The following is a 24,493-nucleotide window of genomic DNA, read 5'->3' on the forward strand; positions in this document are numbered from 1 at the left end:
TAAAGTATTCATATATAATGTTCTTAAATAGGAGCTATCATGACACATTTAGAATTGAGAGAAAAATTTAAAGAGTTTTTTAAAAGTAAAAACCATTTTATAGAAAAATCATCTTCACTTATACCTATAGATGACCCTAGCCTATTATTCACAACTGCAGGAATGCTTCAGTTCAAGCCATATTATGCCGGAATAAAAAAAGCACCATATACAAGAGCTGCAAGCATACAAAAATGTTTCAGACTTTCAGATTTAGAAAATATAGGTAAAACTGCAAGACACCATACATTCTTTGAAATGTTTGGTAATTTCTGTTTTATGGGAGATTATTTCAAAAAAGAAGCTATTGAATTTGCTTGGGAATTTTCTACTCAGGTAATTAAACTTCCTATAGAAAGAATATATGTTTCTATTTATGAAAAAGATGATGATGCTTTCAAGATTTGGAACGAGCATATAGGAATACCAAAAGAGAAAATAGTAAGACTTGGAAAGAAAGATAATTTCTGGGGACCTGCTGGAGATTCTGGAGCTTGCGGACCTTGCAGTGAGCTTTATATTGATATGGGAGAAGAAAAAGGCTGCGGTAAACCTGATTGTTTCGTTGGCTGTGATTGTGAAAGATATTTGGAATTCTGGAATTTGGTGTTCAATGAATTTTTCCAAGATGTTGAAGGTAATTTATCACCTCTAAAAAGTGTAGGTATAGATACTGGAATGGGTCTTGAAAGATTATGCTACATTATACAAGGTGTTGAAAGCAATTATCAAACTGATGTAATGAAGCCTATTGTTGATGCTATAATAAAAAAATTAAATGTAAAATATGAAGATAAAAACAAAACAAAAATCAATTTAATAGCTGACCATTTAAGAGCATTGGTATTCGTTCTTGCTGAAGGATGCATACCTTCTAATGAAGGCAGAGGATATGTATTAAGAAGACTTTTAAGAAGAGCTTTAAAAACTGCAAATGATTTAGGACATAAAGGCGCTTTCTTAAATGAGCTTACTGGTGCAGTAATAAATGTTTATAAAGATATATATGATTATTTACCAAAAGAAGAAGAAAATATAAAAAGAATATTAAAAGATGAAGAAAACAAATTCATAAGCACAATATCTGCTGGTATGAATAAACTTTACAGTGTAATGGAAGAAAATAAAGAAAGTAAAGTTATATCAGGAAAAGATGCATTCATGTTATTCGATACTTACGGACTTCCTCTTGATATTACAGAAGAAGAAGCAGCTGATCATGGATTTACAGTTGATAAAGCTGGTTTTGAAGAAGCTATGGAAGAACAGAAAAAAAGAAGCAGAGGAACTGGAGAAGATAAAAAATCTAAATTCGGTTATGTTGAAAATTATGAAACTAAATATGTAGGCGAAGAAAGAGACAATTTAGTTAATGGAGTAAAAGCAAAAATAGTTGCTGTATATAAAGAAAATACTGTTATAGTAACAGATGTATCTCCTTTCTATGGTGAAATGGGCGGACAAGTTGGAGACAATGGACATTTAGAAACAAGCTCAAAAGAAACTATAAAAGTAATAGATACTCAAAAGAAAGAGAGTACTATTATACATATATTAGAAAATAATAATCATTCATTCAATGCAGGCGAAGAAGTAACATTATTCGTTAATGCTGACAGAAGAAATGCTATAAGAAAAAATCATACTGCTACACATATACTTCAAAGAGTTTTAGAACTTACATTAGGAAGCCATGTTAATCAGGCTGGTAGTTTTGTATGCGAAGATTATTTAAGATTTGACTTCACTCACCCAGATTCAATTCCTGAAGAAACTTTGATTAATGTAGAAAATCAAGTTAATGAGGTAGTATTCAAATCAATGCCTGCTGTAATAAAATATATGCCTAAAGAAGAAGCTATTGCAGCTGGAGCTAAAGCATTATTCGGAGAGAAATATCCTGATACTGTAAGAATACTTGATATAGGAAATGGTTTTTCTGTGGAACTTTGCGGAGGCAGCCATTTGACAAATACATCTGAAGTTGGTTATTTCCATATAGTAAGCGAAGGTTCTGTTGCTAGCGGTGTAAGACGTATAGAGGCTATTACTGGCTTAAAAGCTGCTAAAGAAGCTACTGTATTATTCAATAAAGTTAAGAATCTAAGCAGTATATTAAATGCCAATAAAATAGATGAACTTACTGTAAAAGCTGAAAACTTACAGAATGAAGTAAAAAAATTGCAAAAAGAAATTAAACAATTAAAAACTTCAGGAGCTTCAGCAAATTCATTTATAGATAAGTTTGAAGATTTAAATGGAATTAGATTCTATAATTTAGAGTTTAATGAGGATATAAAAGAAGTAAGACTATACGCTGATACTATAAAAGAAAGAGTAAAAGACAGTATTGCTATAATGATAAGTAAAACTGATTCTGCAAACTCTATACTTGTACAGATAACAGGAAATGCCTTGAAAGAAAAGAAATTATCTGCTAATAACATCATAAAAGATATTATAGCAGTAAGCGGCGGACGCGGCGGCGGAAAAGATACTTTTGCTCAAGGATCTATAGAAAATACTGAAAAGGCAAAAGAAGAAATTAATAAATTAAAGAGTAAATGGTTATAATATTGATATGAAAAAAAATATAATAGCTTTTATATTTACTGCATTTTCTATGCTTTTATTATCTTGTTCTGAAAAAGATGTTACTTTACGCAGACTTGAAGATGTGCATAAAGCAGAAAAGAAATTAGAAAAAGATCCAAATAATGAAGAAGTAATATTAGAAGTTCTAAATGCAGCACAAAACGGAGGGAGAGAAGTTCGTGCCGAAGCTGTATGGCTTTTAGGAAAGATAGAAGCTGATATAGCCTATAGTGATTTTCTTCGTGCCAGTGTTGAAGACCCTGACTTTAATGTACGCTGTTTAGCTGTTTTAGGGCTTGGAAAATTGGAAGCTAATAATCCGGAAGCTATTGACAGAGTGAAAAGAGCAATATCCGATACAGATTTGCAAGTTCAAATAGAAGGTTTGAAAGTAGCAGGAACTATGAGGGCAAAAGCTCTTTTAAACTCTATACTTGACAGTTTATCAAGTAAAAATAAATGGGTAAGAATGGCAGCTGTTGAGGCTTTAAAAGACTATGATGATGCCAGAGTTGATAGGTCTTTGAATTTACTTGCTTCTACTGATAAAGACTATGCTGTAAGATCAACTATAAAACAAGTTGTAGAATACAGGGAAAATAAAAAACCTGAAGCTGTTGAAGAACCTAAAAAAACTCAAGAAGAAAAAACAGAATAATAAGATTAGGATATATTATTGTGAGTAAAACGACTATTAAATTATTTATATTTATAATAATGGCTTTATTTATTATGATATCTTGTGCCTCAAGATATTCCTATGTAAGAGTAGATGATATCATAGAAAAAAATAGAACCATTGCTATAGCCTCTTTTACATTTCCTAAAAATATGACTAATCAATATACTGACAAATTAAAATATTTAAATACAGAAATATACACTGATTTTGTATTAAACAGTTTTATTAGTAATTTTAATTCTCAAAATGAAATGGTTAGACTAATAACCTTGCAAGAAGCATTAGGAAATGAAGAATTTGCAAAACTGCCTAATCATTCAATATTAGGTGCTGATTATGTTGCTGCTACTGGTACACTTGCAACTAATAGACTAAGCGAAGAAACTTTATCGCTTCTTACTGATAAAGTTGATGGCGTAATGTATGCAAGTTCTGCTATGTCTTTTTGGGCTCAAAAGGTTAGTATAAATTTTGAGATTTATGATATTACAGGCGATTATTTGTGGATAGATACTTTAGATGGTGCTTCTTATCATATCATAGGCGATACTGGTGCTCCTACCAGACAAACTGCTTATGAGATAGTTATTGCTGATGTTATGAAGTATCAAAAAAAACATGCTGAAGAATTGTATGTAGTTATTGATCAGGCTATATCAAATGGTGTAGCTAGATTAAAAGGTAAAGCTCCTTATGCATTCAATACCAATGAGATTATATTTACCCAAAAAACATTTAGTCTAACCAATGAAGATTATGCAAAAAAGGCAGGTATATAATGGCACAGAAACAAAAAGTTGAATTAAATTTTAGCGATGTAGATGATTTTCATTTCAAAAAATCTTTAAGAGGTTATATAATGAAAATTGCTGAAGATCATTATGTTATAGGTAATGATGATTTAGCTATAAAAGGAAGCGGTAAAACGCCTAAGGAAGCCGCTGAGATGCTTAAAGAACAATTTATAGTACTTGCAAATGATATAATGTATAAATCTAAATATGCTCCTTTAAGCGAAAGAGAAAGAAAAAAAGTTAATATTATAAAATCTATATGTGATATTTTATAATACCGAATTAAAAAATAAAAAGTGAGGATTTTTAAGTCCTCACTTTTTTATATAAAAACTTTTATTATATTTTTCTATAAGTTTTATATTCTTCCATTAAATCATCAAATATTTTTGCTGCCTCAAATATTAAATAATCGCATCCATTTTCCGGATCTCTGTATTTCTCTACCAAACAGCCGCAATTTAATGAGCCTGTTCTTTTTTCAAATCTTGATAGATATTCTGCCTCAATTTCTTTCAAAAGCATACCTTCATGACCTCTCTCAGCTATAAAAGCTTTAGAAAGAGCCATTATGCCTCCAGTCAATACACCGCAAGTAATACCCATAGCCATACCGCCTCCGAAACCTGCTGCTAATTTTAAATCATCTTTATTGATCCCTAAATTATATACCTTATTTGCTCCATAAAGCATTTTTTCAGCACAGTTCAAATCCTCTGCCTTTCCAAAACCTGAAGATAAATATTTATATAATGTCATATCGTATAAACCTTGTAATTATTAAAATTTTATTAAAGTAGAACCCCAAGTTAAACCCGCACCAAATGCTGTTAGAAGTACATAATCGCCTTCTTTTATAACATGAGAATCAAAAGCTTCTGTAAATGCTATTCCTACACTTGCTGCAGAAGTATTGCCGTATTTTTGTATATTTATATAGAACTTATCATCTGATAAACCTAAATTTTTAGCAACGGCATTCATTATTCTTGTATTTGCCTGATGGGTAATTATAAGAGATAAATCACTTAATTCCAAACCAGCATCTTTTACAGTTTTTCTGATTGTATTATCAAAAGTTGTAACTGCTTTTTTAAATACTTCAGTTCCTGCCATTTTTATAGTATTGGTTTTATCTTCAACATTTTCCTCTGTTATAGGAGAAACACTTCCACCACCCTTTACTATAAGTATTTCCTCATTAGCTTCAGCACCTATATCTGTTGATATGATTCCTTTATCCTCGTCTGATGCTTCTAATAATGCACTGCTTACACCATCGCCGAATAATATAGCTGTAGTTCTATCTTCCCAATTAAGTATATCTGAACATTTTTCAGCTGCTATAATCAATACTTTTTTGCATTCTCCGCTCTCTATTAATGAAGAAGCTGTATTCAAAGCATATATATATCCTGAACAAGCGGCTGATATATCAAAAGCAAGGCAAGAATTTTTTATATTAAAAGCCTTTTGAACAAGTCCTGCTGTTGAAGGAAATGTATATGATTTTGTAGAAGTAGCAACTATTACTGCATCACAGTCCTCTACTACTGCACCTTTATTTTTCAAATTTTCTACTGCTTTGATTGCCATATCGCCTGAACTTTCATTATCATTTGCTATTCTTCTTTCTTCTATTCCTGTTCTTGTAACTATCCAATCATTGTTTGTATCTAAAGTCTTTTCTAAATCATAATTAGTAACAATATTTTCCGGCAAATATGATGATAAATATTTTATAATAGCTTTCATATTATTTTTCTCTCTATTTCCTATATATAATTTTTGTAAATTAAGTTGCAAAAATATAACAATTAAACAATTATATGTCAAATTTTTTAATTTTTTTCTTTAACTAAATATATCATAGGAACACTTATAACTGTAACTGCATATTTTACTATAAAATTAAATATAAATATTCCAACTAAAGCATCGAATGGCAAAGCACCCCAGAATGCTACAGCAACAAAAACTAAATTATCAACTGGAATACTAAAAGCATTGCTCACTAATACTCTTAACCATTGATGTTTTTTAGTAATTTTAGTAACGAATAAATGATATATTTCTGTGTCTACTAATTCTGATAAAGTTGAACCTATTATAGAAGCTAATGCTATTCTAAGTACCGGACTTAATGTTAATTGAAAAGCTTCATTGAATTCCCAACTTGCATCTGCTGGTATTTGAGAAATTATATAAAAATAAATAGGAGAAAAAATATTTATAATGGCTGATACTATTATAAGTTTTTGAGTATTTTTTTTACCTATAGTTTTATGGGCCATATCTCTAATTGTAAATGCTAAAGGATATAAAAATGTTCCTCCATCTACTGCTAAACTTAAAACATTAGCTATCTTTACACTTGCTATATTTGATATCATTTGACAAGCGATATAAGAACAAATTACTAATATAGTAACAAATGAAATTTTGTATTCTTCTGCGTTTGTATTCATAATCTTCAATCCATAATTTTTTAAGTATATAAGATGCTATATAATATATTAAAAAAAGATTTTAGTCTATATTTATTAAATCAATATTTTTGAAATGATGATTCACTTGTATAATAAAAATTTTCTTAATTATAATTTTTTTATTATTTTAAAACATATTTTACAAGAATAATAGAAAAAGAATATTTATTTTTGTGTATTGAGGTTTTGACAAAAGTAAAAAGAATACTATTATTTGAACAAAAAATAATTTATTTTAATATATTTAATAATTATTCTTGAGTCTCTTTAATAGTTTCTTTTCTTTCGTCCATAAGTTTAATTAATTTATTTGATCTTGAAGCTATACTTTCTTTTAAAGCTAATAAAGTATCCTTACCTGCCTTACTGTTAGCGATTTCTCTTTTCAATAAGTCTGCTATATTAAGACAGGCAAGTATAGCTATAGTGTCTCTAGGATAGTTCGGACCATAATGTTCTGCAATATCATTCATACTTTCATCAACAAAATCTGCAACTTCTTTCAAATACTCAGCATTTTCCTCGCTGGATTTTATGCTGAGAGTTCTGCCGTATATAGTTACCTCTAAAGTATTATTATCCATTTCATTAACCTGCAGTCAATTATTTTGATTCATTATCAAAGAAGAATTCTTCCTCATCATCATCGCCGAACATATATTGATCGTCTTCGTTTATATCAAATTCATAATTATCTTCTTTATTTTCATTACTGTTATTTTCTTTAACTTCTTCTTCTACAGCTGGAGCTTTAACTTCTTCTGTTTTTATATCTTCGTCCCAGCTTGCATCTGAAGCATTAGAGAATGGGTCTTCATCTTCAGTAACTTTTACATTTGAAGCTGATTTTATTTCTTGAGGTTCAGAAACTTCAGCAGCTTCTTTAGTTTCATGACTTTCATTAGTGTTTTGAACTTCATTTACTTCTATTTTATTAGTTTCTTCTGCATTTTTATATTCTTCATATTCTGAACCAAATGTATCATCTTGAGTGCTGAAAGGATCTTCTTCGTCTTGTATTTCTGCTTCAACTTTAGTAACTTCTTCTTCAATATGTTTAACTTCTTCTTTTACTTCTTTTATATCCTCTTTTATTGATTCAACTTCCTCAGCTTGAGAAGGTTCTTGATTATTAGTTACTGGTGCTGATTGTGCCGCATGATAAGATTTTTTTGAATCAAAATTTCCTTTTCTTACGCTGTCTATTTTTTCTATAAGAATGCTCAATTTTTCTTGTAAATCTTCATTTTCTTTTTTTAATGCTTCTATAGTTCTATGAGCTTTTTCTAATTCTTTTTTTGTATGATCGTTTTCTTCTAAAAGGCTTACAGAATCTTTTTCTATATTTTCAAAATTAGATTTTAAATTATCTCTTTCTATTCTAGTAGCTTCTAATTGCTTTATAAGAGTATCTTTTTCTTCTTTTATAGTGTTATAGATATCATTAGCATTTCTTTTATCAGCTTCTAAAATAGTTTTTTCTTCTTTTAGAGCATTATAACTGTCTTTAATTTGATTTAGGGTATTGATTAATTGTTCTTTTTCACCCTTTAATTGCTCTATAGTTTGTAATAATTCCTTATTATCGTAGGATATAACCTGATATTCATCTAAAAAATCTTTGATTTTTTCTTCTAAAATATTAAATTCTTTCAATTTTTTACTCCCCCAAAAGACTATTAAAAATTATATCACATATAAATTCAATTGTCAATTTTTTATTTATATGATAGAATTATAACATATAAATAAAACAATTAAAAACAATTATATGAAAAATATTTTAACACTAATTATATTAAGCTTAATTATAAGCTTGCAGGCTGTATATGCACAATCACCATATACAGAGAAGGAACAAAGACTATTAAAAGGAATAGTTGATGTGTGGCCATATATTGGAATAGAACCTATAAGACCTACTGAAAGTTACATGCCTTTTGACTTCATACATGAAAGTCATAAGAGAGAAGCTCCTTTACAAACTTCTTATTCTTCAAGACTTTTATATGAACTTTCTACAATAGAACTTCATATGAATACATTAATCGGTGTGGATTTAAAAAACGGTCATTTCAGTATGCCTAATATGTATCTATCTTTAGGTAAAAGTTTCCATTTCGATTGGATGTTCTCCGCTACCCCATTTGTTACTATGACTTCCAAATTCGACGTATTTGACAAAGACAATGCAACTGGAAGTATAGGTTTATATGATGCCGGTATAGAAACTGTTACATTAACTAGGATATTATTATCTTTCAGAATGAAGGCTGTAAATGATATAAACGGAAATACATTTATGCTTCTTCCTTCTGTGATAGACAGTGAAGCTTCAAGTTTCGCACCTCATTGGTATTTGCCTAGAGTTGATAATGAAATGGGTTTCAGAGCAGGATTCATTGGTTATTATTATGAATTAACTTACTCTCAAGGTTTTTCTAAAGATTCAAAACCTTTAGGTGTTAATTTCAAAATAAATGGAGATTATTTTAGAGCTCAAATTCTATATCAATACAATAACAAAACTTCTTTATCACCATCTAAATTCCAAAACTATTATGATGATAATGATAGATATGATGATGATAGAACTCATCATTTAGTACAATTATCTGGTATGGGTAAAATTCCTTTCCTTGATAAACAATTATGGCTTAATTTATTGGGTGAATATACTTGGAGAGATAATGATGCTCATTATTTAAGATTTGAATTAGGTCTTGAATGGAAAATGCTAAACATTGCTATAAGACCATTATTCTATATACCTGTTGATTATGATGATGACAATAAAAATAATTTTGATATGAGTAAAGATTTATTCTGTTTAGAGTATAGTGCTTATATAAAATTTGATCCTTTCTACTTTGGTTTCCAAGGTTCAACAGATGGAAGATATTATATTGCTATGAAAGCAGTATTTTAATTAAAAATATTAGCGATTACAACGCACGGTGGACAAAATTTTATTATTAAACTAATCATCAATACAAATTTATTAAATAATAAAATGCATTAACCGTGCGTTAATTTAAATTCTAAATTTAAACAGCACTTGGGTGGGCGTTAACATTTCTAATTAAGCAATAAAGATAATGCAAATAAAAATTTCAAAAATACACCATAGAGAATAAAGGGCGGGATTTCTAAATAAGTTTTTAAATTTTATTTTAGCTGCCCACCCTCTTTCTTTAATACTCAAATACAACTTTTTTATTTTATTTTTCCTAAATATTTTAAACAGATTTTTTAACACCCACCCAAGATATGTTTAAATTTGTTATCTGCATACCGCACGAATAACTTAATTAAAATATATAAGTAAATATAAATACAATTTTAATTATATTTAGAATTTCTTTCACCGTGCGTTAAAAAATATCTATGATGTATTGACATAAATACTAAGTAATATATCATTCAAACAAAATACTAGGAGAATAAATATTGAGAAGTATAAATCTTAGCGACGAAATATTAAAAGAATATCTATTAGATGAATTTAATACAGAAGATAAAACAATAATAAAAGACGAATTATCAAAAAGATTATCTGAATATAATATAAGAGAATTAGAAATAGGATGCGGAAACGGAAAGTTTATAGTAGAACTTGCTATGAATAATAAAGATAAATATTTCATAGGAATAGAGTATTCATATAAAGCTGCAAAAAAAGCTGTATCAAAAGCATATAAAAGAAATATAAAAAATCTTACTATTATATTTGGTGAAGCTAATAATGTAATAGATGAATATTTAAATGAAAAATATTATTTTGATAAAATATATTTAAACTTCCCAGACCCTTGGCCAAAGAAAAAACATGCCCATAGAAGAATATTTACAAAAGACTTTTTAAATAAAATGTATCCTCTGCTTAAAGATGCTGGAGTGTTCTATTCTGTTACTGATGATGATACTTATGCATTGGAAATAATGAACCCTATTTATAAAGAAGCAGATAATTTTAAAAATATTTTAGATAGTGATTATGTTCATAAATTGGAAGGCTATGGCGTTACTTTATATGAAGAAAAGATGAGAGCTATAGGACATAATATATATTTCTTTGCACATAGCAAAAATATATAATTAGGTGATTTTTATGAACCCCATTAAATATTTATTATTATCGCTGTTATTATTAGTTATATCCTGTAGTGATGAAGAGTCTTCAAATAAAACCTTTATAGTTAGTTTAATAAAAGAAGAAAATGATAAAAAATTTAATTCATTAGAAAAAGGCTTGCTTGATCAAATATCATTAGATAAATTAAATGTAAAAATAAACTTCTATACTTCTAATGGTGACGATTCTTCAATAATACAAATAGCTAATAATGTAAGAGATGATAATTCCACAATAGCTATAGTTCTTGGAGAAAATGCCACTTTATTATCAATGAATATAATAGTACCACAGTCTATAGTATTTGCAGGCTCTTTCAATCATATATCCTTATCATCTATAGAAAAAAATAAGATACAAAATAACAATATTACAGGAGTATATGTAGATTTGGATATAACTGAATATTTAAAAATAATATCAGATAAAGAAATAAAGTCTTTAGGATATTTACATACAGGGGAATCAAGAATATCAAGTCATATATCAGAAGATTTACAAAGATACTGTAACAGTGAAAATATATCCTACTATCCTATGTTAGTAAATGAGACATATACTATTAATGATATAGAAAAAGTTATCACTTCTGCGAAAATAGATTATTTGTTCATAGCCAAAGAAAATTACATAGATGATAATATTTATAATATAGACTACTTATGTGATAAATACTCAATACCAATAATCAATACAGATATAGAAAATGCTCTAAATTCGGATATACTATTCTCGCTTGATTGTAACTATTACTATTTGGGCAGAAAATTAGCATTATTACTTAAGTATGTTATGGATAATGATGGCAAAACAGATAGCATAGACTTTGTACAAGTTATGGATTCCTATGAAATACTTCTCAATAAAGATACATCTAAAACGTACCAAATCAATTTTAGCGATGAAATAATAGAAAAAAGCTCTATAATAATAAGCAATAGAAATGTTATAAAAAATAACATAGGCGGATTTATGAGATAAGAAAATTAATGTTATGTTAATTTTACTTGACAAAATTGATACTTCATAGTATTATATTTAATATTTTATATTGTAAAATAGTGACAGTTATCTAGTTTTGATAAAAGTCTATAATAAATATTTTTTAAGGAGATATAAAATGGCAGTACCAAAGCATAGAAAATCGAAAGCAAAAAAAAGATCAAGACAAGCAGCTAATGATAAAAGATTCTTAGGTTCTTTATCAATTTGCCCACAATGCGGAGCAGAAAGAATGCCACATAGAATTTGTCCTGAATGTGGTTTCTATAAAGACAGAGTAGTAAAAGCTCCAAAAACACAAAATGCAGGATGATAATAAAAAAAATTAATTAATTAGGAAGTACTATGATTTTAGCCATTGATGTAGCCAGTGGAGAGAAGCCTCTCGAAGAATTGGTATCAGGTGCCATTAGTGCATTACCAGAAAACGATAAAATTAATTTAATTTTGGTAGGTAATGAAAAAAGTATAAGTCAAGCCCTATCTAAAAAGAAATATGATCATAATCGTGTAGATATTAGACATACTGATGAGATTATTAGTATGGACGAAAGTCCTGCTAATGCAATAAAACATAAGAAAAATGCTTCTGTTTTATTGGCTGCTCGTTTGGTTAAAGATAAAGAAGCAGATGGTTTCTTTTCTCCAGGTAATACAGGTGCTACTCTGGCAGCAGCACTTACTGAAATAGGACGTTTAAAAGGTGTTATGCGTCCTCCTCTTATATCCACACTTCCTAAATTAGGCGGAGAATTCTGTATGTTGGATATGGGAGCTAATGTGGATTGTACGCCAGATTATATGGCACAATTCGCTGTTATGGGCAGAGTATTCGCCAAAAGATATTTAAAAATAGAAAATCCTAGAGTTGGACTCCTTAATATAGGTGAAGAAGATTCCAAAGGTAATGCTGATACCAAAAAAGTCTTTGAACGCCTTCAAAAAATGAAAAAGATTAACTTCATAGGTAATGTTGAGCCTAATGATATGCTAAAATCTGATGTGGCTGATGTAGTTGTAGCAGACGGATTCGATGGAAATATAGTATTAAAAACTATAGAAGGTACAGCTTCTTTAGTAGTTAATATGCTCAAAACAGAGGTAAAAAAGAATCCTGTTAGCGTTATGGGCGGTCTTATGATGAAACCTGTATTTAACAGCTTAAAATCTCAATTAAGCTCTGATTCTTATGGTTCTGCTATACTATTAGGTTTAAATGGGGGAGCATTTGTAGGTCATGGAAAAACTAGCGGTGTTGGTGTAAAAAATGCTGTGCTTAATATGTATAAGTTCTTGGACAATAAAGTTAATGAAAAAATAGCTAAAGAACTCTTTGACTCTGGAGCTAAGAGAAGAATATTTTAATTTATATCAAAATTAGATAAATAAAAACATTCAATTTTTATAAAGGAATTCTATAATGGTATACATAAAATCTTGTAAAGGCACTTATAAAAATCAAAAAACTAATATGGCAGCTTCAGATTTGGCTATGCTTTCTATCAATGAAGTATTAAAAGATATATCACCAGATAAAATAGATGCTATAATTTGTGCCACTGTTACTAAAGATTATGTTTATCCTTCTACTGCTTGTATATTAGCAGGAAAAATTAAAGCCAGCAATGCTTTTTGTTTTGATATAGAAAGTGATTTCACTGGATTTTTATCCGCTTTGAGATTAGCTTATGCTTTTGTTAAAAGTAATAGATACAAAAACATTTTAGTAGTAGCAACTGAATCTTTCTATATATGTGATGATGAAAATAGATTTGATGATGCTAGTGTTGCCGCACTTGTTACTAATGAACAATCAGATATTCAAATTGATTTTATAGATTCTGTAACTGATGGAAGTGCTTTAGAAAATTGTTATATACCTATGGGCGGAACTGCTAAACCTTATACAAAAGAAGGTGTATTAAATAAAGAACATTTTATCTCTATAAAAAATAGTAATATTTTTGAGGAAGAAGCTAAAAAAGCAGCTTTATATGTAAAAGAAGTATTATCTTCCAATCATATAGAGCCTAATTTTTATATACCTTCCTATTCTAGTAAAGCCGCTTATGATAATTTTGTTGATACATTATCAGTAAGTAAAGATATAGTATATTCAAAAATGGAAAATGCTAATCCTTCTTTAAGTGCTTCTTCTGGTGTAGCATTATCTATGGCTTTAGAAGATGGATTTATAAAGAAAAATAGTAAAGTTGCTGTATGCGGCTATGGAAGCGGTTATACAAAATCTGTAGCTGTGATTTCTATAAATTAAATAAACAATAATTAAATTAATAATAGTGTTTTACATTAATTTGATTAAATGAAGGATTGATAATATGAAGTTGGGTAAATTTCGTTTTGGTGGAGTGCATCCAAATGACAGCAAAGACACTGCTGATATAGCTTCATCAACTCTATCTAACTTGCCTAAAAGCGTTTTAATATCTATGGCACAACATATTGGTGCTCCTGCCAAAATATTAAAAAATAAAGGGGATAAAGTTAATAGAGGTGAACTTATTGGAGAAGCTAGCGGTTATGTTTCTGGTAATGTTTATTCATCTGTAACTGGTACAGTTGCTTCTGTTGAAATAGCTGCTAATCCTCTTGGACGCGGAGCTAATGCTTTACTTATAAATACAGACAGCAATGCTGATAATTTGGCATATTTTGAACACTCTAATTATATGTCTCTATCTGCTGAAGAAATGTCTAAAAAAATACAGCAGGCTGGAATCGTAGGTATGGGCGGTGCTACTTTCCCTACTAATGTTAAAGTTGATGGTGCTGCTAAAGGCGGATGCGATACATTAGTTATTAATGGTGTTGAATGCGAGCCTTATATCACCAGCGATTACAGACTTATGATAGAATATACCCAAGATTTATTTAAGGGTATTGAAATATTAAGAAAAATTATACCTTCTGTTAAAAGAACTGTTATTGGTATAGAAAATAATAAACCTAAAGCAATTGAAGAAATGACTAAAATAGGAAAAGAGCATAATGTTGAAGTTATGCCTTTAAGACTTCGTTATCCTCAAGGTGCTGAAAAAATGCTTATAGATGCTACTACTGGAAGAGTGGTTCCTGTAAGTAAATTACCTATGGACGTTGGCGTTTTAGTTGTTAATATAGCTACACTTTATGCTATATATGAAGCGGTTGCTAAAGATAAACCTCTTATAGAAAGACTTGTTACCATTTCCGGTGATGCTATAAAAGAACATAAAAATGTTTGGCTTCCTCTTGGTACTCCTATTTCACATGTTGTTGAGGAATGCGGCGGAATTACTGCTGAAAACGTACTTATACTTGCAGGCGGCCCTATGATGGGAGCAAGTGTACCTAATTTAGAGCAATGTGTTAATAAAGGTACTAACTCTTTACTTTTCTTAGATAAAGATAAAATGCCTAAAGAAATAGAATATCCATGTATTAAATGCGGAAGATGTGCTAATGCATGTCCGCTTAGATTATCTCCTACTGAGATTGCTCATACTGCTAAAGCTAAAGTTAAAGATAAATTGAATGATTTAGATATAGCAACTTGTTTTGAATGCGGCTGCTGTTCTTATGTTTGTCCTTCTAAAATTCCTTTGACTCAGTGGATTAGATTTGGTAAAGATTTGTTAAGAAGATGATTTAAGGAGATAATTATGAAATTTTATACAGAATCGTCTCCACATATAAAAGCTGGAGATACTACCAATAAAATAATGCTAAGAGTTATTATAGCTCTTTTGCCTGCTATTATATATAGTATAGTATTATTCGGGGCTAAAGTTATAGTTCTATATTTAACTGCTATTATTACTTGTATACTTTCTACTGTAATAGTTAAAAAAGTAAGAAAAAGACCTTTACTCCCTGATTATGCTGTTATAGTTACTGCTGTGCTTCTTGTTATGACATTGCCTCCATCTGCTACTGTTACTATGGTGGTAATCGGAAGTGTTATAGCTATAGTATTTGCTAAAGAAGTATTCGGCGGTTTAGGTTCTAACATATTCAATCCAGCTTTAGTTGGAAGAGCTTTCTTACAAGTTGCTTTCCCTGCTCAAATGACTATGTATCCTGCTCCTGTGAGAGTTCCTTTCCTAGATTTATTTGCTCCAGGACTTCATAATTTAGTAAATACTGTTACTGGCGGTACTCAGTCTATAGACATGATGAATGCTTTGACTCAGTCTACTCCTTTAACTTTCATGAAATTCACATACAATGCTAATTTAAGTACATCTTTAATAGAACAAATAAAATTTGAAGCTCATTATTATCTTCAAATGTTATTAGGAAGTACAGGCGGTGCTATAGGTGAAACTTCTTTCCTATTGCTTTTAATAGGAGGTATATACTTACTTGCTACTAAAACTATAGATTGGAGAGTACCTTTAGGAATGTTTATATCTTTATTCTTAGTAACTCTTATATTATGGTTATCTATGCCTGGAAAAATTGCTTCTCCTATATATCATGTATTGGCAGGCGGTTTTGGTTTAGGTGCTTTCTTTATGGCTACTGATATGGTTACTTCTCCTTCAAGTCATTTAGGTGCTTGGATATATGCTCTTTTAATAGGTGCTGTACTTGCCATATTAAGAACTTTTGGTTCTTCTCCGGAATATATGATGTATTCTATACTTATAGGTAATATGTTTATGCCTTTAATTGCTATGCTTACTCGTCCTTTGCCTTTCGGTAAAAAAGAGCTGCTTGCTATAAATAAAGCTAATCTCCAAAAAGAAGGAGGAAATAAATAATGAAAAAAGAAGTTGGTTATTCTGCTGTTATTTCTGTTACTCTTACAGCATTGCTTGCAGGCTTTTTACTTTCATTTGTATATTCTTCTTTTGAAAAGGATATTCTTGCAAACAATGAAAAAACTGTATTAAATGGTGTTAAAGCTGTTATTGATGGTGCTGATGAATTAGAAGGACCTTTAACTGAAAATTCTTCATATCCATATTATATAGGCAAAAAATCTGACGGTACTGTGGTTGGTTATGCTATACTTTCTTCTGCCGGCGGATACAATGGAGAAAATAAAGTACTTGTTGGTTTCGATGCTACTGTAGAAAACATTACAGCAATAGTTGTTACTGAACAGGCTGAAACTCCAGGACTTGGTGCTAAAATTACTGAGCCTAGCTTTAGAGATCAATTTAAAGGACAGAGTTCTATAGTTCCTTTATCTGTTGTTAAGGGTATTAAACCAGAGGAAGCACAAGAAGCACAAATAGCTGCTATAAGCGGTGCTACAATATCTTCTACTTCTGTTGTTAATGCTGTTAATAGTGCTAAAGATGAGGCTGTTAATTTATTTAAAACTGAATAATTAAGTTACACACATTTTTATATACGGGCTTATAAGATGTTTTCATTTTATAAGCCTTTTTTATTTATACAACGCACGGTAAAATCGCCAAATAATATAATTTCAATTCATTTTATTTACACTACCCTATTTTACAAACTTCATTAAACGTGCGGTAAATACATACCAAACCTAAAACCAATTTGGGTGGGGGTTAAATTTTTCTATTTATACAATAAAGAAATAAAAACTACAATTCACAAATTAAAATAAAAAAGATATAGGGTGGGTTTTAAAATAAACTTTAAAGAATTACTTAGACTGCCCGCCCTTTATCCTTATGCTCGATTTAATCATTTATTGTTATTATCTTTAAAGCCAATAACAAAAAAGCATGCCCCACCCAAGTGGAGATTAGATTTTTTAATTTAAACACCGCACGGTTTATCTGTTTTGATATATAGAAAAATTTGAACTCTAAATTAATTTATATTTTTTATTTTATTTACCGTGCGTTAATTAAAACTTATATTGTTTCTATTACAAAACTCTACAGCAGTTTTTATATTCTCTTTTGCAAGTGAAATAACACATTTTAATATAAGCTTCTTATCTTCTTTATTTGCAAACTTATAAGCTTTTTCAAAATTTTTATAAGCCTGTTCATTTAACTTATCAAAAATATTATTCATCTTGTCAAACTGTATATCAATATAAGCTAAACTATTATGAGCTAATGCATGTTTATTATTTAGTTCTATACACTTATTGAAATAAGATAAAGCTTCATTATAATATTTAATTGCTTTTTCTTTATCATTAGTAAATAAATATATATTAGCTAACTTTGTAACAGTATACCCAATACTGTCATATACTGAAGCAGTTGTTAAACTATCATCTATATTTAATTCCAAACCTTTATTATAATAAATTAAAGCATCAGATATTAATTCTATAGCCTTAGAAATATTTCCTTTTCTAAACTCATTATTAGACTGTTTTGTCTTAGAAAATCCAATACCATTATAAGCAGTTAAATAATTAGGATCTATTTCTAACGCTTTTTTATAATCTTCCAAAGCTTCATCATAAAGGTGAATACCAACTTTACTCAAACCTCTATTATAATATGCCTCAATAGATGAAGGCTCCTTTTCAATAACTTTATCATAATATTTAATAGATTCTTCAAGATTATTCAATGAATCATAACATATAGCTATATTAAAATAAGCATCAACACTATCATTATCAAGCTCTATTACTTTATTAAAATCTTCTATAGCTTCATTATATAAATCAAGCTCCATTTCTGATAATGCCCTGTTATAATAAGATTCTACATGCTGATTATCAATATCTATAACTTTAGTATAATATTTAACAGCCTTTTCATAATCTTCTATTGCCTCATAACATAAAGCAGAATTATAATAAGCATATATATTTTCATCATCAATTTCTATTACTTTATTAAAATCTCTAAGAGCCAAATCATAATCATTTATTCTATAATAAGTAAGACCTCTTTCATTGTAAGCATTAATGTAATACTCATCTAATTCTATTGCTTTAGAGAAATACTCAATAGCTTCATCATATTCATTCAAGTAGAAATTAGTAAGACCTCTGAAATAATAAAACTCACTGTCGCAGTTATGCAATTCTATAGCCTTATCAAAATCTTCTAAAGCCTCTCTATATAATTGCATTTTCCCTTTAAGCAAGGCTCTGTTATTGTATAAATAAGCATCATTTTTTTCTAACTCTATAGCTTTGTTATAATCATCTAATGCCTCATCATACATTTTAAGCTCATTCTTTATAAGCCCTCTATTATTATATGAATAAACATCATTCGGATTTAATTCTATAGTTTTACTATAATCTTTGATAGCATCTTCATACAAATCCAATGCTTCTTCAGCTAATGCTCTATTATAGTAGGCATAAAATATATTTTCATCTATTTCTATTATATTTGTATAATATTTTATTGAATCTTTATAATTTCCTAGCTTGTATTCAAGAAGCCCCATATCATTATAAATATTTACTGTGTTTTCAGTACCTAATTCTAAAGCCTTCTTATAATCATTCATAGCTTCCTGATACAATTCCAAATTATTTTTTGCAAGCCCTCTAAAATAGTATGCATTTGAAAAAGTAGAGTCTAATTTTATGGAAGTATCAAAATCTTTTACAGCTTCTTCATATAAGCCTAAATAAAACTCGCTTAACCCTTTAGAATAATATGCCTCATTATCATCTTCTCTAAGCTCTATAAGTTTATTGAAATCAGATAAAGCTTCCTCATACATTTTTAAATAACACTTTGAATGTCCTCTATAATAATATATATCATCAATTTCTGCTTCCCCAGATTTTTCCAACAAAGATAAAGACAAGTCAAAATGCTTTATAGCTTCCTCATAGTTTGATAAATAAAAATATCCAAGTCCAACATAATACATTGCCTCATAATCATCTTCATTAAACTCTAATACCTTTTTAAAATCTTCGATACCTTCCTCATATCTTCTCAAATAGGATTTTGAATGTCCTCTATTGTAATATGCATCTGATTTGTCTGGAGATAATTCAATAACTTTATCAAAATCTTTTATGGCTTCTTCATAATTTCTCATATTATATTTTGATATAGCTCTATTATAGTAAGCATCTACTAAAGTATTATGAGTGCTGTTTATATCCTCATCATTAACATTTATTCCTTCTTCCTCATCTTCATTATCATACGATGAATCGCTATATATAATAAATTCACTGTCAGAGTATGCTATAATATCTTTATTGTAAATATTTATAATTTCATCTAAATACTCAATAGCCTTTTCATAATCTTTATTTACAAAAGCCTCATGTCCTAAATCAAATAATCTTTCAATATTCTTTTTATCATCATTATTCATATTATAGTCTCTCATAAAATTATTAATCATTTTTTATTATATATAAAAATTACAATAATTACTATATGTAAGATAAATTTTGTAATTAAAGAACAAAAAAAATTACTTTAATTAATAATTTAGATAGTTATTACTATATATAATAGTTAGTATTATTCATTGAAGTTTTTGTATTTTCACTTTATATATTAAAAATATAATTTAATTTGTCTAAATTTTGACAAAGCGTTTTTTTTAAATATAATATTATTATATTGGTATATATTTTTAATATACTAAAAAAATCAATAAATATAGAGGAGGAAATATGGCTAAAGGTAGAGTTACTATTGATAGTGAGCAATGCAAAGGCTGCTCTAATTGTATATCTGTTTGCCCTACTAAGATATTATACTTAGATAAAGAAAATATGAATTCTTGGGGATATTATCCTGCTGCAGTTACTGATATGGAAAAATGCGTGGGCTGTGCTAATTGTGCTATGATGTGTCCTGATATATGTATAAAAGTAGAAAGACTGGATAAAGAGGAGGATAAATAATGGCTAGAACATTAATGAAAGGAAACGAAGCTATGGCTACTGCTGCCATTGCTGCTGGATGCAAATGTTTTTTTGGTTACCCTATAACACCGCAAAATGAAATACCGGAATTTATGTCTAAAGCTATGTATGAATCCGGCGGAGCTTTTGTTCAAGCAGAAAGCGAAATAGCTGCTATTAATATGGTTTATGGTGCCGGCGGTGCTGGAGTTAGAGCTATGACTTCTTCTTCTTCACCTGGAATAGCATTGAAACAGGAAGGTATATCATATCTTGCCGGTGCTGAAGTACCTGCTGTTATACTTAATGTTATGAGAGGCGGTCCAGGACTTGGAAGTATACAGCCTGCTCAAAGTGATTATAATATGATGACTAGAGGCGGAGGCGACGGAGATTATAATTGTCCTATATTAGCTCCTTCCAATTTACAAGAAGCAGCTGATATGATAATGGAAGCTTTCGATTTAGCTGATCATTATAGAACTCCTGTTTATGTTGCTGCTGACGGTTTTATCGGTCAAATGATGGAGCCTGTAGAAATAATATATAAACCTAAATATGAATTAAAAGAGAAAACTTGGGCTACTAATGGAACTAGAGGAAAAAGAGAAAAAAATATAGTAAACTCTCTTTATTTAGAGCCTGAATTATTATACAAACATAATATACATCTTCAAGAAAAATATGCAGAAATAAAAGAGAAAGAAGCCAGAGCTGAAAAATATAAAGCAGATGATGCAGAACTTTTATTTGTATCTTATGGCACTATGTCAAGAGTAGTAAGAGGAGTAGTTGATAAACTTAGAGAAGAAGGCAAAAAGGTAGGTATGATTCGTCCTCAAACATTATGGCCTTTCCCAGTAAAAGCATTCGATAATCCTAATTGCAAAATGTATGTAAGTATAGAAATGAGTATGGGACAGATGGTAGATGATATAAAATTGGCATGTGAATGTAAGGTTCCTGTTAAATTCTATGGTAAAGCTGGAGGATTAGTTCCTACTTCTCATGAAATAATAGATAATGTTAGAGGTTTTGCTGGAGGTATTATATGATAGTATTTGAAAAGTCAAAAGGATTAACTAATGATAGGACACATTATTGTCCTGGCTGTATGCATGGAACATCACAAAGAATAATAGCTGAATGTTTGGAAGAACTTAATGTACTTGACAGAACTGTAGGAATAGCTTCCGTAGGTTGTTCTGTACTTGCTTATAAATATTTTAATTGCGATATGCAGCAGGCAGCACATGGCAGAGCACCTGCACTTGCTACTGGAGTAAAAAGAGCTGTTCCGGATACTGTTGTATTTACACTTCAAGGCGATGGAGATTTAGCTGCTATTGGTACTGCTGAAATAGTACATGCTGCAGCACGCGGAGAAAATATCACTGTTATTTTCTTGAATAATGCTATTTATGGTATGACAGGCGGACAAATGGCACCTACTACTTTGGAAGGACAAAAAACAACTACAACTCAAGCTGGAAGAGATTTCCATAGAGCTGGTAAACCTATAAGAGTATGCGAAATGCTTGCTACTTTGGAAGGAGCTACTTTTGTTGAGAGAGTTGCTTTAGATAGTCCTGCTAATATAAGAAAAGCTAAAGTGGCTGTAAAAAAAGCTTTTGAAAATCAAATAGCAAGAAAAGGCTTTTCTATAGTAGAAATGCTTACAAGCTGTACTACTAACTGGGGTATATCTCCAACAGAATCACATAAATGGATAAGAGAATATATGATTCCTCATTATCCTCTTGGCAATTTTAGAAATGACGGTTAATTTAAGGAGGAAATATGAGTACAGATAGAATAATTTTTGCTGGTTTCGGCGGTCAAGGTGTTATGTCTATGGGACAGATGATTGCTTATGCTGGTATGATAGAAGATAAACATGTTACTTGGTGTCCTTCTTATGGACCTGAAATGAGAGGCGGTACTGCTAACTGTTCCGTTGTTGTAAGCGATGAACTTGTAGGCTCCCCTATTATATCACATGATGCTACTGCTGCTGTTATTATGAATCTTCCTTCTCTTACTAAATTTGAAAAAGATGTTTTGCCTAATGGCATACTATTAATCAATTCATCTTTAATAGAAAAGAAAGCTTCAAGAAATGATATAAAAGTAGCTTATGTTGAAGCAAATAAAATTGCAGGCGATATAGGTAATCCAAAATCCGCGAATATGGTAATGCTTGGTGCTTTGCTTACACTTCATAACATAGTATCATTTGACAGTGTTCAGCAGGCATTCTTGAAAGTATTCGGAGAACGCAAGAAAGAATTTTTACCATCTAACGAAAAGGCATTAAATGCCGGACGTGATGCTGTGAAAGATTTAGTATCCTAATAGAAGAAAATATTTAATAAATAAAAGCCTGCTGTTTGCAAAAATGGCAGGCTTTTTTAAGAAATGATTTTTTATTTATAAATAAAGTTTTTTATTATAATAAATATATTTCATCTAAGAATCATTTTTTATATCAAATTTTTTCGGGCTTCACCAAAGTTCATACATATAAAATATCTTATTTTAAACTAATGTCCTTATAAATTATTTCTATTCTAATTCATAGTAATTTATATTTTATTATTTTATAAAAAATTTCTATTTTTAGGCTCATTTTGTTAAAAAGGTTTGTTTAACTATAAGGGTGGGCGGGCGGGTTAATTATTGTTCATAATAATATTTTCACAAAAAAACAATAATTTAGTACTTATGATAGTAATTTTAAGCACTTTATAGATATTTTTCTGTTTTTATAAGCACTAATTTTAAATTATTAGTTGAAAAAAATAAAAATATTCATATCTTTTATACGGCAATATTACTAAGTATAATATAGTTAGTTATATATATGGTATTGATGGAGTAAATAAAAATGAAGAAAATAATATTAATAGTTTCAATATTTATAATGACAATAAGCGGAAGCCTTATGGCTAAAGATGGCTGGGGTGTTGATTTATCAGTACCTTTGGGAGCTGGAATAGGTTTTTATCTTGAAGACGGAAAACAAAGCCAAACTATTAAACCAGATGGCGGATTTGAATTTGGAGTTTATTTAAAACCTAATTACTATTTTGATTTAAGTATATTATCTCTAGGTATTTCATTAGATTTAGGATATCAAAGAGATCATTTCGCTTTCAAATCAGATACAGGAAAAGGCAATGTTACATTTGATTCTATAAGTTTAGGTTTAATGCCAAAAATTGATGTATTATTTTTATCTATAGGTGTAGGTGCTGGTGTTAAATTCCCTCTAGGCGGAGGCAGTTATTATAAAGAAAATAGCGGCAGAGAACAAACTCATTCATATAATTTAAAAGAATTACAGAATAAATTCTATAATCTATACATTCCATATCTTAAAGCAAGTGTTGATTTCCTTTTATTATATAATGTAACTTTAGGACTTTATATGTCTTATGATTTCCCTTTAATGGAATATAAAGAATCTTTGCCTAAAGTAAGTTTCGGAGGACTTGATATAGGCGGTCAAATAGGAATAAGATTCTAATAAATTAAAGGAAAAACAATGCATACCTCTCTTAAAATATTCATTATCATAATGATTTTTTGCAGTACTATTCTTGCTCAAAGTAATAGTAAATTGGATATACCGCAATTAGATTTAAATTATTATACAAAATTGAAAGATCAAAATATTACTATTAATGTATGCAATTGGGGTGAATATATTGCTAATGGTGATAATAATTCTATGGATGTAGTAAAAGAATTTGAAGACCTCACAGGAATAAAAGTCAATTATATATACCTAAACAACTATACTTTGTCAAAAGTAAAGTTATATTTTTGTTTTTATATCTGGGGCTTTGACCACCGCTCTGCGTGCTTACGCAAGACTCCCACTTCTTTTGCGACTGAAAGGAGTGCCTGTGGTATTGCCACAAAGAAGCTATATCCTCGACAGGCTCGGATACGCTT

At 29.5% G+C, this 24,493-nt stretch carries 24 protein-coding genes and 1 pseudogene; 19 read left to right on the top strand and 6 right to left on the bottom strand.

The features are described from left to right. Window positions 1-39: 39 nt before the first annotated feature. Genes alaS through Q0K52_RS06620 form a run of 4 tightly spaced genes read left to right on the top strand, consistent with a single transcriptional unit; the run spans window position 40 to window position 4,385 of the window. Entirely contained in the window at window positions 40-2,613 is a 2,574-nt protein-coding gene (gene alaS, locus Q0K52_RS06605; protein ID WP_297297753.1) for an alanine--tRNA ligase, read from the top strand. A 7-nt stretch (window positions 2,614-2,620) separates the two neighbouring features. Then, window positions 2,621-3,292 carry a HEAT repeat domain-containing protein gene (locus Q0K52_RS06610; protein WP_297297755.1) on the top strand — a complete coding sequence of 224 codons (672 nt, stop codon included), beginning with the start codon at window positions 2,621-2,623 and terminating at the stop codon, window positions 3,290-3,292. Between the two features lie 59 nt (window positions 3,293-3,351). Then, window positions 3,352-4,095: a hypothetical protein gene (locus Q0K52_RS06615; protein WP_367270979.1), complete on the top strand. Its 744-nt coding sequence runs from the start codon at window positions 3,352-3,354 to the stop codon at window positions 4,093-4,095. After that, complete coding sequence (locus tag Q0K52_RS06620) at window positions 4,095-4,385, top strand: hypothetical protein (protein ID WP_297297758.1); 291 nt, start codon at window positions 4,095-4,097, stop codon at window positions 4,383-4,385. Before Q0K52_RS06615 ends, Q0K52_RS06620 begins: the two co-directional genes overlap by 1 nt. 64 nt (window positions 4,386-4,449) lie before the next feature. Here the strand turns inward: Q0K52_RS06620 and Q0K52_RS06625 are convergent, their stop codons facing one another. The 5 genes from Q0K52_RS06625 to Q0K52_RS06645 all read right to left on the bottom strand — a co-directional run bounded on the left by Q0K52_RS06625 (window position 4,450) and on the right by Q0K52_RS06645 (window position 8,255). Beyond that, a complete protein-coding gene (locus tag Q0K52_RS06625) occupies window positions 4,450-4,869 on the bottom strand; it encodes a C-GCAxxG-C-C family (seleno)protein (RefSeq protein ID WP_297297760.1) in 420 nt (139 codons plus the stop codon). A gap of 21 nt (window positions 4,870-4,890) precedes the next feature. Further along, on the bottom strand, window positions 4,891-5,865 hold the full coding sequence (locus Q0K52_RS06630) for a beta-ketoacyl-ACP synthase III (RefSeq protein WP_297297762.1): 975 nt from the start codon (window positions 5,863-5,865) through the stop codon (window positions 4,891-4,893). Between the two features lie 86 nt (window positions 5,866-5,951). Then, complete coding sequence (locus Q0K52_RS06635) at window positions 5,952-6,578, bottom strand: queuosine precursor transporter (RefSeq protein ID WP_297297764.1); 627 nt, start codon at window positions 6,576-6,578, stop codon at window positions 5,952-5,954. A gap of 272 nt (window positions 6,579-6,850) precedes the next feature. Continuing rightward, a complete protein-coding gene (locus Q0K52_RS06640) occupies window positions 6,851-7,183 on the bottom strand; it encodes a cell division protein ZapA (RefSeq protein WP_297297766.1) in 333 nt (110 codons plus the stop codon). A gap of 19 nt (window positions 7,184-7,202) precedes the next feature. Then, on the bottom strand, window positions 7,203-8,255 hold the full coding sequence (locus Q0K52_RS06645) for a hypothetical protein (protein WP_297297768.1): 1,053 nt from the start codon (window positions 8,253-8,255) through the stop codon (window positions 7,203-7,205). Between the two features lie 115 nt (window positions 8,256-8,370). On the opposite strand from Q0K52_RS06645, the gene Q0K52_RS06650 reads away from it, so the two are divergent. From Q0K52_RS06650 to Q0K52_RS06690, 9 genes are all read left to right on the top strand, one after another. After that, window positions 8,371-9,528: a hypothetical protein gene (locus tag Q0K52_RS06650; RefSeq protein WP_297297770.1), complete on the top strand. Its 1,158-nt coding sequence runs from the start codon at window positions 8,371-8,373 to the stop codon at window positions 9,526-9,528. A gap of 521 nt (window positions 9,529-10,049) precedes the next feature. Next, window positions 10,050-10,697 carry a tRNA (guanosine(46)-N7)-methyltransferase TrmB gene (trmB, locus tag Q0K52_RS06655; RefSeq protein WP_297297772.1) on the top strand — a complete coding sequence of 216 codons (648 nt, stop codon included), beginning with the start codon at window positions 10,050-10,052 and terminating at the stop codon, window positions 10,695-10,697. 13 nt (window positions 10,698-10,710) lie between these two features. Next, window positions 10,711-11,715: an ABC transporter substrate binding protein gene (locus tag Q0K52_RS06660; protein ID WP_297297774.1), complete on the top strand. Its 1,005-nt coding sequence runs from the start codon at window positions 10,711-10,713 to the stop codon at window positions 11,713-11,715. A gap of 139 nt (window positions 11,716-11,854) precedes the next feature. After that, window positions 11,855-12,049 (top strand): 50S ribosomal protein L32, encoded by a 195-nt coding sequence (gene rpmF / locus Q0K52_RS06665; protein ID WP_014489261.1) that lies wholly within the window; start codon window positions 11,855-11,857, stop codon window positions 12,047-12,049. Between the two features lie 32 nt (window positions 12,050-12,081). Continuing rightward, window positions 12,082-13,101, top strand: a complete 1,020-nt coding sequence (plsX, locus tag Q0K52_RS06670) for a phosphate acyltransferase PlsX (protein WP_297297776.1) — start codon at window positions 12,082-12,084, stop codon at window positions 13,099-13,101. A gap of 55 nt (window positions 13,102-13,156) precedes the next feature. Further along, complete coding sequence (locus Q0K52_RS06675; protein ID WP_297297778.1) at window positions 13,157-14,011, top strand: 3-oxoacyl-ACP synthase III family protein; 855 nt, start codon at window positions 13,157-13,159, stop codon at window positions 14,009-14,011. Window positions 14,012-14,075: 64 nt separating this feature from the next. Continuing rightward, window positions 14,076-15,383: an electron transport complex subunit RsxC gene (gene rsxC, locus Q0K52_RS06680; protein ID WP_297297780.1), complete on the top strand. Its 1,308-nt coding sequence runs from the start codon at window positions 14,076-14,078 to the stop codon at window positions 15,381-15,383. Between the two features lie 15 nt (window positions 15,384-15,398). Then, complete coding sequence (locus Q0K52_RS06685; RefSeq protein WP_297297782.1) at window positions 15,399-16,502, top strand: RnfABCDGE type electron transport complex subunit D; 1,104 nt, start codon at window positions 15,399-15,401, stop codon at window positions 16,500-16,502. Beyond that, entirely contained in the window at window positions 16,502-17,077 is a 576-nt protein-coding gene (locus tag Q0K52_RS06690) for an FMN-binding protein (RefSeq protein WP_297297784.1), read from the top strand. Before Q0K52_RS06685 ends, Q0K52_RS06690 begins: the two co-directional genes overlap by 1 nt. Before the next feature lie 494 nt (window positions 17,078-17,571). On the opposite strand, the gene Q0K52_RS06695 is transcribed toward Q0K52_RS06690, so the two are convergent. Further along, a complete protein-coding gene (locus tag Q0K52_RS06695) occupies window positions 17,572-20,007 on the bottom strand; it encodes a tetratricopeptide repeat protein (RefSeq protein ID WP_297297787.1) in 2,436 nt (811 codons plus the stop codon). 292 nt (window positions 20,008-20,299) lie between these two features. Between Q0K52_RS06695 and Q0K52_RS06700 the strand changes: the two genes are divergently transcribed. The 6 genes and pseudogenes from Q0K52_RS06700 to Q0K52_RS06725 form a co-directional block, all read left to right on the top strand. Beyond that, entirely contained in the window at window positions 20,300-20,533 is a 234-nt protein-coding gene (locus tag Q0K52_RS06700) for a 4Fe-4S dicluster domain-containing protein (RefSeq protein ID WP_297297789.1), read from the top strand. Next, complete coding sequence (vorB, locus tag Q0K52_RS06705; RefSeq protein ID WP_297297791.1) at window positions 20,533-21,588, top strand: 3-methyl-2-oxobutanoate dehydrogenase subunit VorB; 1,056 nt, start codon at window positions 20,533-20,535, stop codon at window positions 21,586-21,588. Before Q0K52_RS06700 ends, vorB begins: the two co-directional genes overlap by 1 nt. After that, window positions 21,585-22,319 carry a thiamine pyrophosphate-dependent enzyme gene (locus Q0K52_RS06710; RefSeq protein WP_297297793.1) on the top strand — a complete coding sequence of 245 codons (735 nt, stop codon included), beginning with the start codon at window positions 21,585-21,587 and terminating at the stop codon, window positions 22,317-22,319. The genes vorB and Q0K52_RS06710 overlap by 4 nt, the downstream gene beginning before the upstream one ends. Before the next feature lie 14 nt (window positions 22,320-22,333). Further along, window positions 22,334-22,888, top strand: a complete 555-nt coding sequence (locus tag Q0K52_RS06715) for a 2-oxoacid:acceptor oxidoreductase family protein (protein ID WP_297297795.1) — start codon at window positions 22,334-22,336, stop codon at window positions 22,886-22,888. 532 nt (window positions 22,889-23,420) lie between these two features. After that, complete coding sequence (locus Q0K52_RS06720) at window positions 23,421-24,062, top strand: hypothetical protein (protein ID WP_297297798.1); 642 nt, start codon at window positions 23,421-23,423, stop codon at window positions 24,060-24,062. 18 nt (window positions 24,063-24,080) lie between these two features. Next, window positions 24,081-24,493 (top strand): annotated as a pseudogene (locus Q0K52_RS06725) (hypothetical protein); the annotation flags it as partial.

Origin of the sequence: uncultured Brachyspira sp., from assembly GCF_944390845.1 — a bacterium.
In the GTDB taxonomy this organism is placed as follows: Bacteria; Spirochaetota; Brachyspiria; order Brachyspirales; family Brachyspiraceae; genus Brachyspira; species Brachyspira pulli.

Bases quoted from the DNA above. Each gene is read 5' to 3' on its own strand.
- alaS (WP_297297753.1), top strand. From the start codon at position 40: ATGACACATTTAGAATTGAGAGAAAAATTTAAAGAGTTTTTTAAAAGT.
- Q0K52_RS06610 (WP_297297755.1), top strand. From the start codon at position 2,621: ATGAAAAAAAATATAATAGCTTTTATATTTACTGCATTTTCTATGCTT.
- Q0K52_RS06615 (WP_367270979.1), top strand. From the start codon at position 3,352: ATGGCTTTATTTATTATGATATCTTGTGCCTCAAGATATTCCTATGTA.
- Q0K52_RS06620 (WP_297297758.1), top strand. From the start codon at position 4,095: ATGGCACAGAAACAAAAAGTTGAATTAAATTTTAGCGATGTAGATGAT.
- Q0K52_RS06625 (WP_297297760.1), bottom strand. From the start codon at position 4,869: ATGACATTATATAAATATTTATCTTCAGGTTTTGGAAAGGCAGAGGAT.
- Q0K52_RS06630 (WP_297297762.1), bottom strand. From the start codon at position 5,865: ATGAAAGCTATTATAAAATATTTATCATCATATTTGCCGGAAAATATT.
- Q0K52_RS06635 (WP_297297764.1), bottom strand. From the start codon at position 6,578: ATGAATACAAACGCAGAAGAATACAAAATTTCATTTGTTACTATATTA.
- Q0K52_RS06640 (WP_297297766.1), bottom strand. From the start codon at position 7,183: ATGGATAATAATACTTTAGAGGTAACTATATACGGCAGAACTCTCAGC.
- Q0K52_RS06650 (WP_297297770.1), top strand. From the start codon at position 8,371: ATGAAAAATATTTTAACACTAATTATATTAAGCTTAATTATAAGCTTG.
- Q0K52_RS06660 (WP_297297774.1), top strand. From the start codon at position 10,711: ATGAACCCCATTAAATATTTATTATTATCGCTGTTATTATTAGTTATA.
- rpmF (WP_014489261.1), top strand. From the start codon at position 11,855: ATGGCAGTACCAAAGCATAGAAAATCGAAAGCAAAAAAAAGATCAAGA.
- plsX (WP_297297776.1), top strand. From the start codon at position 12,082: ATGATTTTAGCCATTGATGTAGCCAGTGGAGAGAAGCCTCTCGAAGAA.
- Q0K52_RS06675 (WP_297297778.1), top strand. From the start codon at position 13,157: ATGGTATACATAAAATCTTGTAAAGGCACTTATAAAAATCAAAAAACT.
- rsxC (WP_297297780.1), top strand. From the start codon at position 14,076: ATGAAGTTGGGTAAATTTCGTTTTGGTGGAGTGCATCCAAATGACAGC.
- Q0K52_RS06685 (WP_297297782.1), top strand. From the start codon at position 15,399: ATGAAATTTTATACAGAATCGTCTCCACATATAAAAGCTGGAGATACT.
- Q0K52_RS06690 (WP_297297784.1), top strand. From the start codon at position 16,502: ATGAAAAAAGAAGTTGGTTATTCTGCTGTTATTTCTGTTACTCTTACA.
- Q0K52_RS06695 (WP_297297787.1), bottom strand. From the start codon at position 20,007: ATGAGAGACTATAATATGAATAATGATGATAAAAAGAATATTGAAAGA.
- Q0K52_RS06700 (WP_297297789.1), top strand. From the start codon at position 20,300: ATGGCTAAAGGTAGAGTTACTATTGATAGTGAGCAATGCAAAGGCTGC.
- vorB (WP_297297791.1), top strand. From the start codon at position 20,533: ATGGCTAGAACATTAATGAAAGGAAACGAAGCTATGGCTACTGCTGCC.
- Q0K52_RS06710 (WP_297297793.1), top strand. From the start codon at position 21,585: ATGATAGTATTTGAAAAGTCAAAAGGATTAACTAATGATAGGACACAT.
- Q0K52_RS06715 (WP_297297795.1), top strand. From the start codon at position 22,334: ATGAGTACAGATAGAATAATTTTTGCTGGTTTCGGCGGTCAAGGTGTT.
- Q0K52_RS06720 (WP_297297798.1), top strand. From the start codon at position 23,421: ATGAAGAAAATAATATTAATAGTTTCAATATTTATAATGACAATAAGC.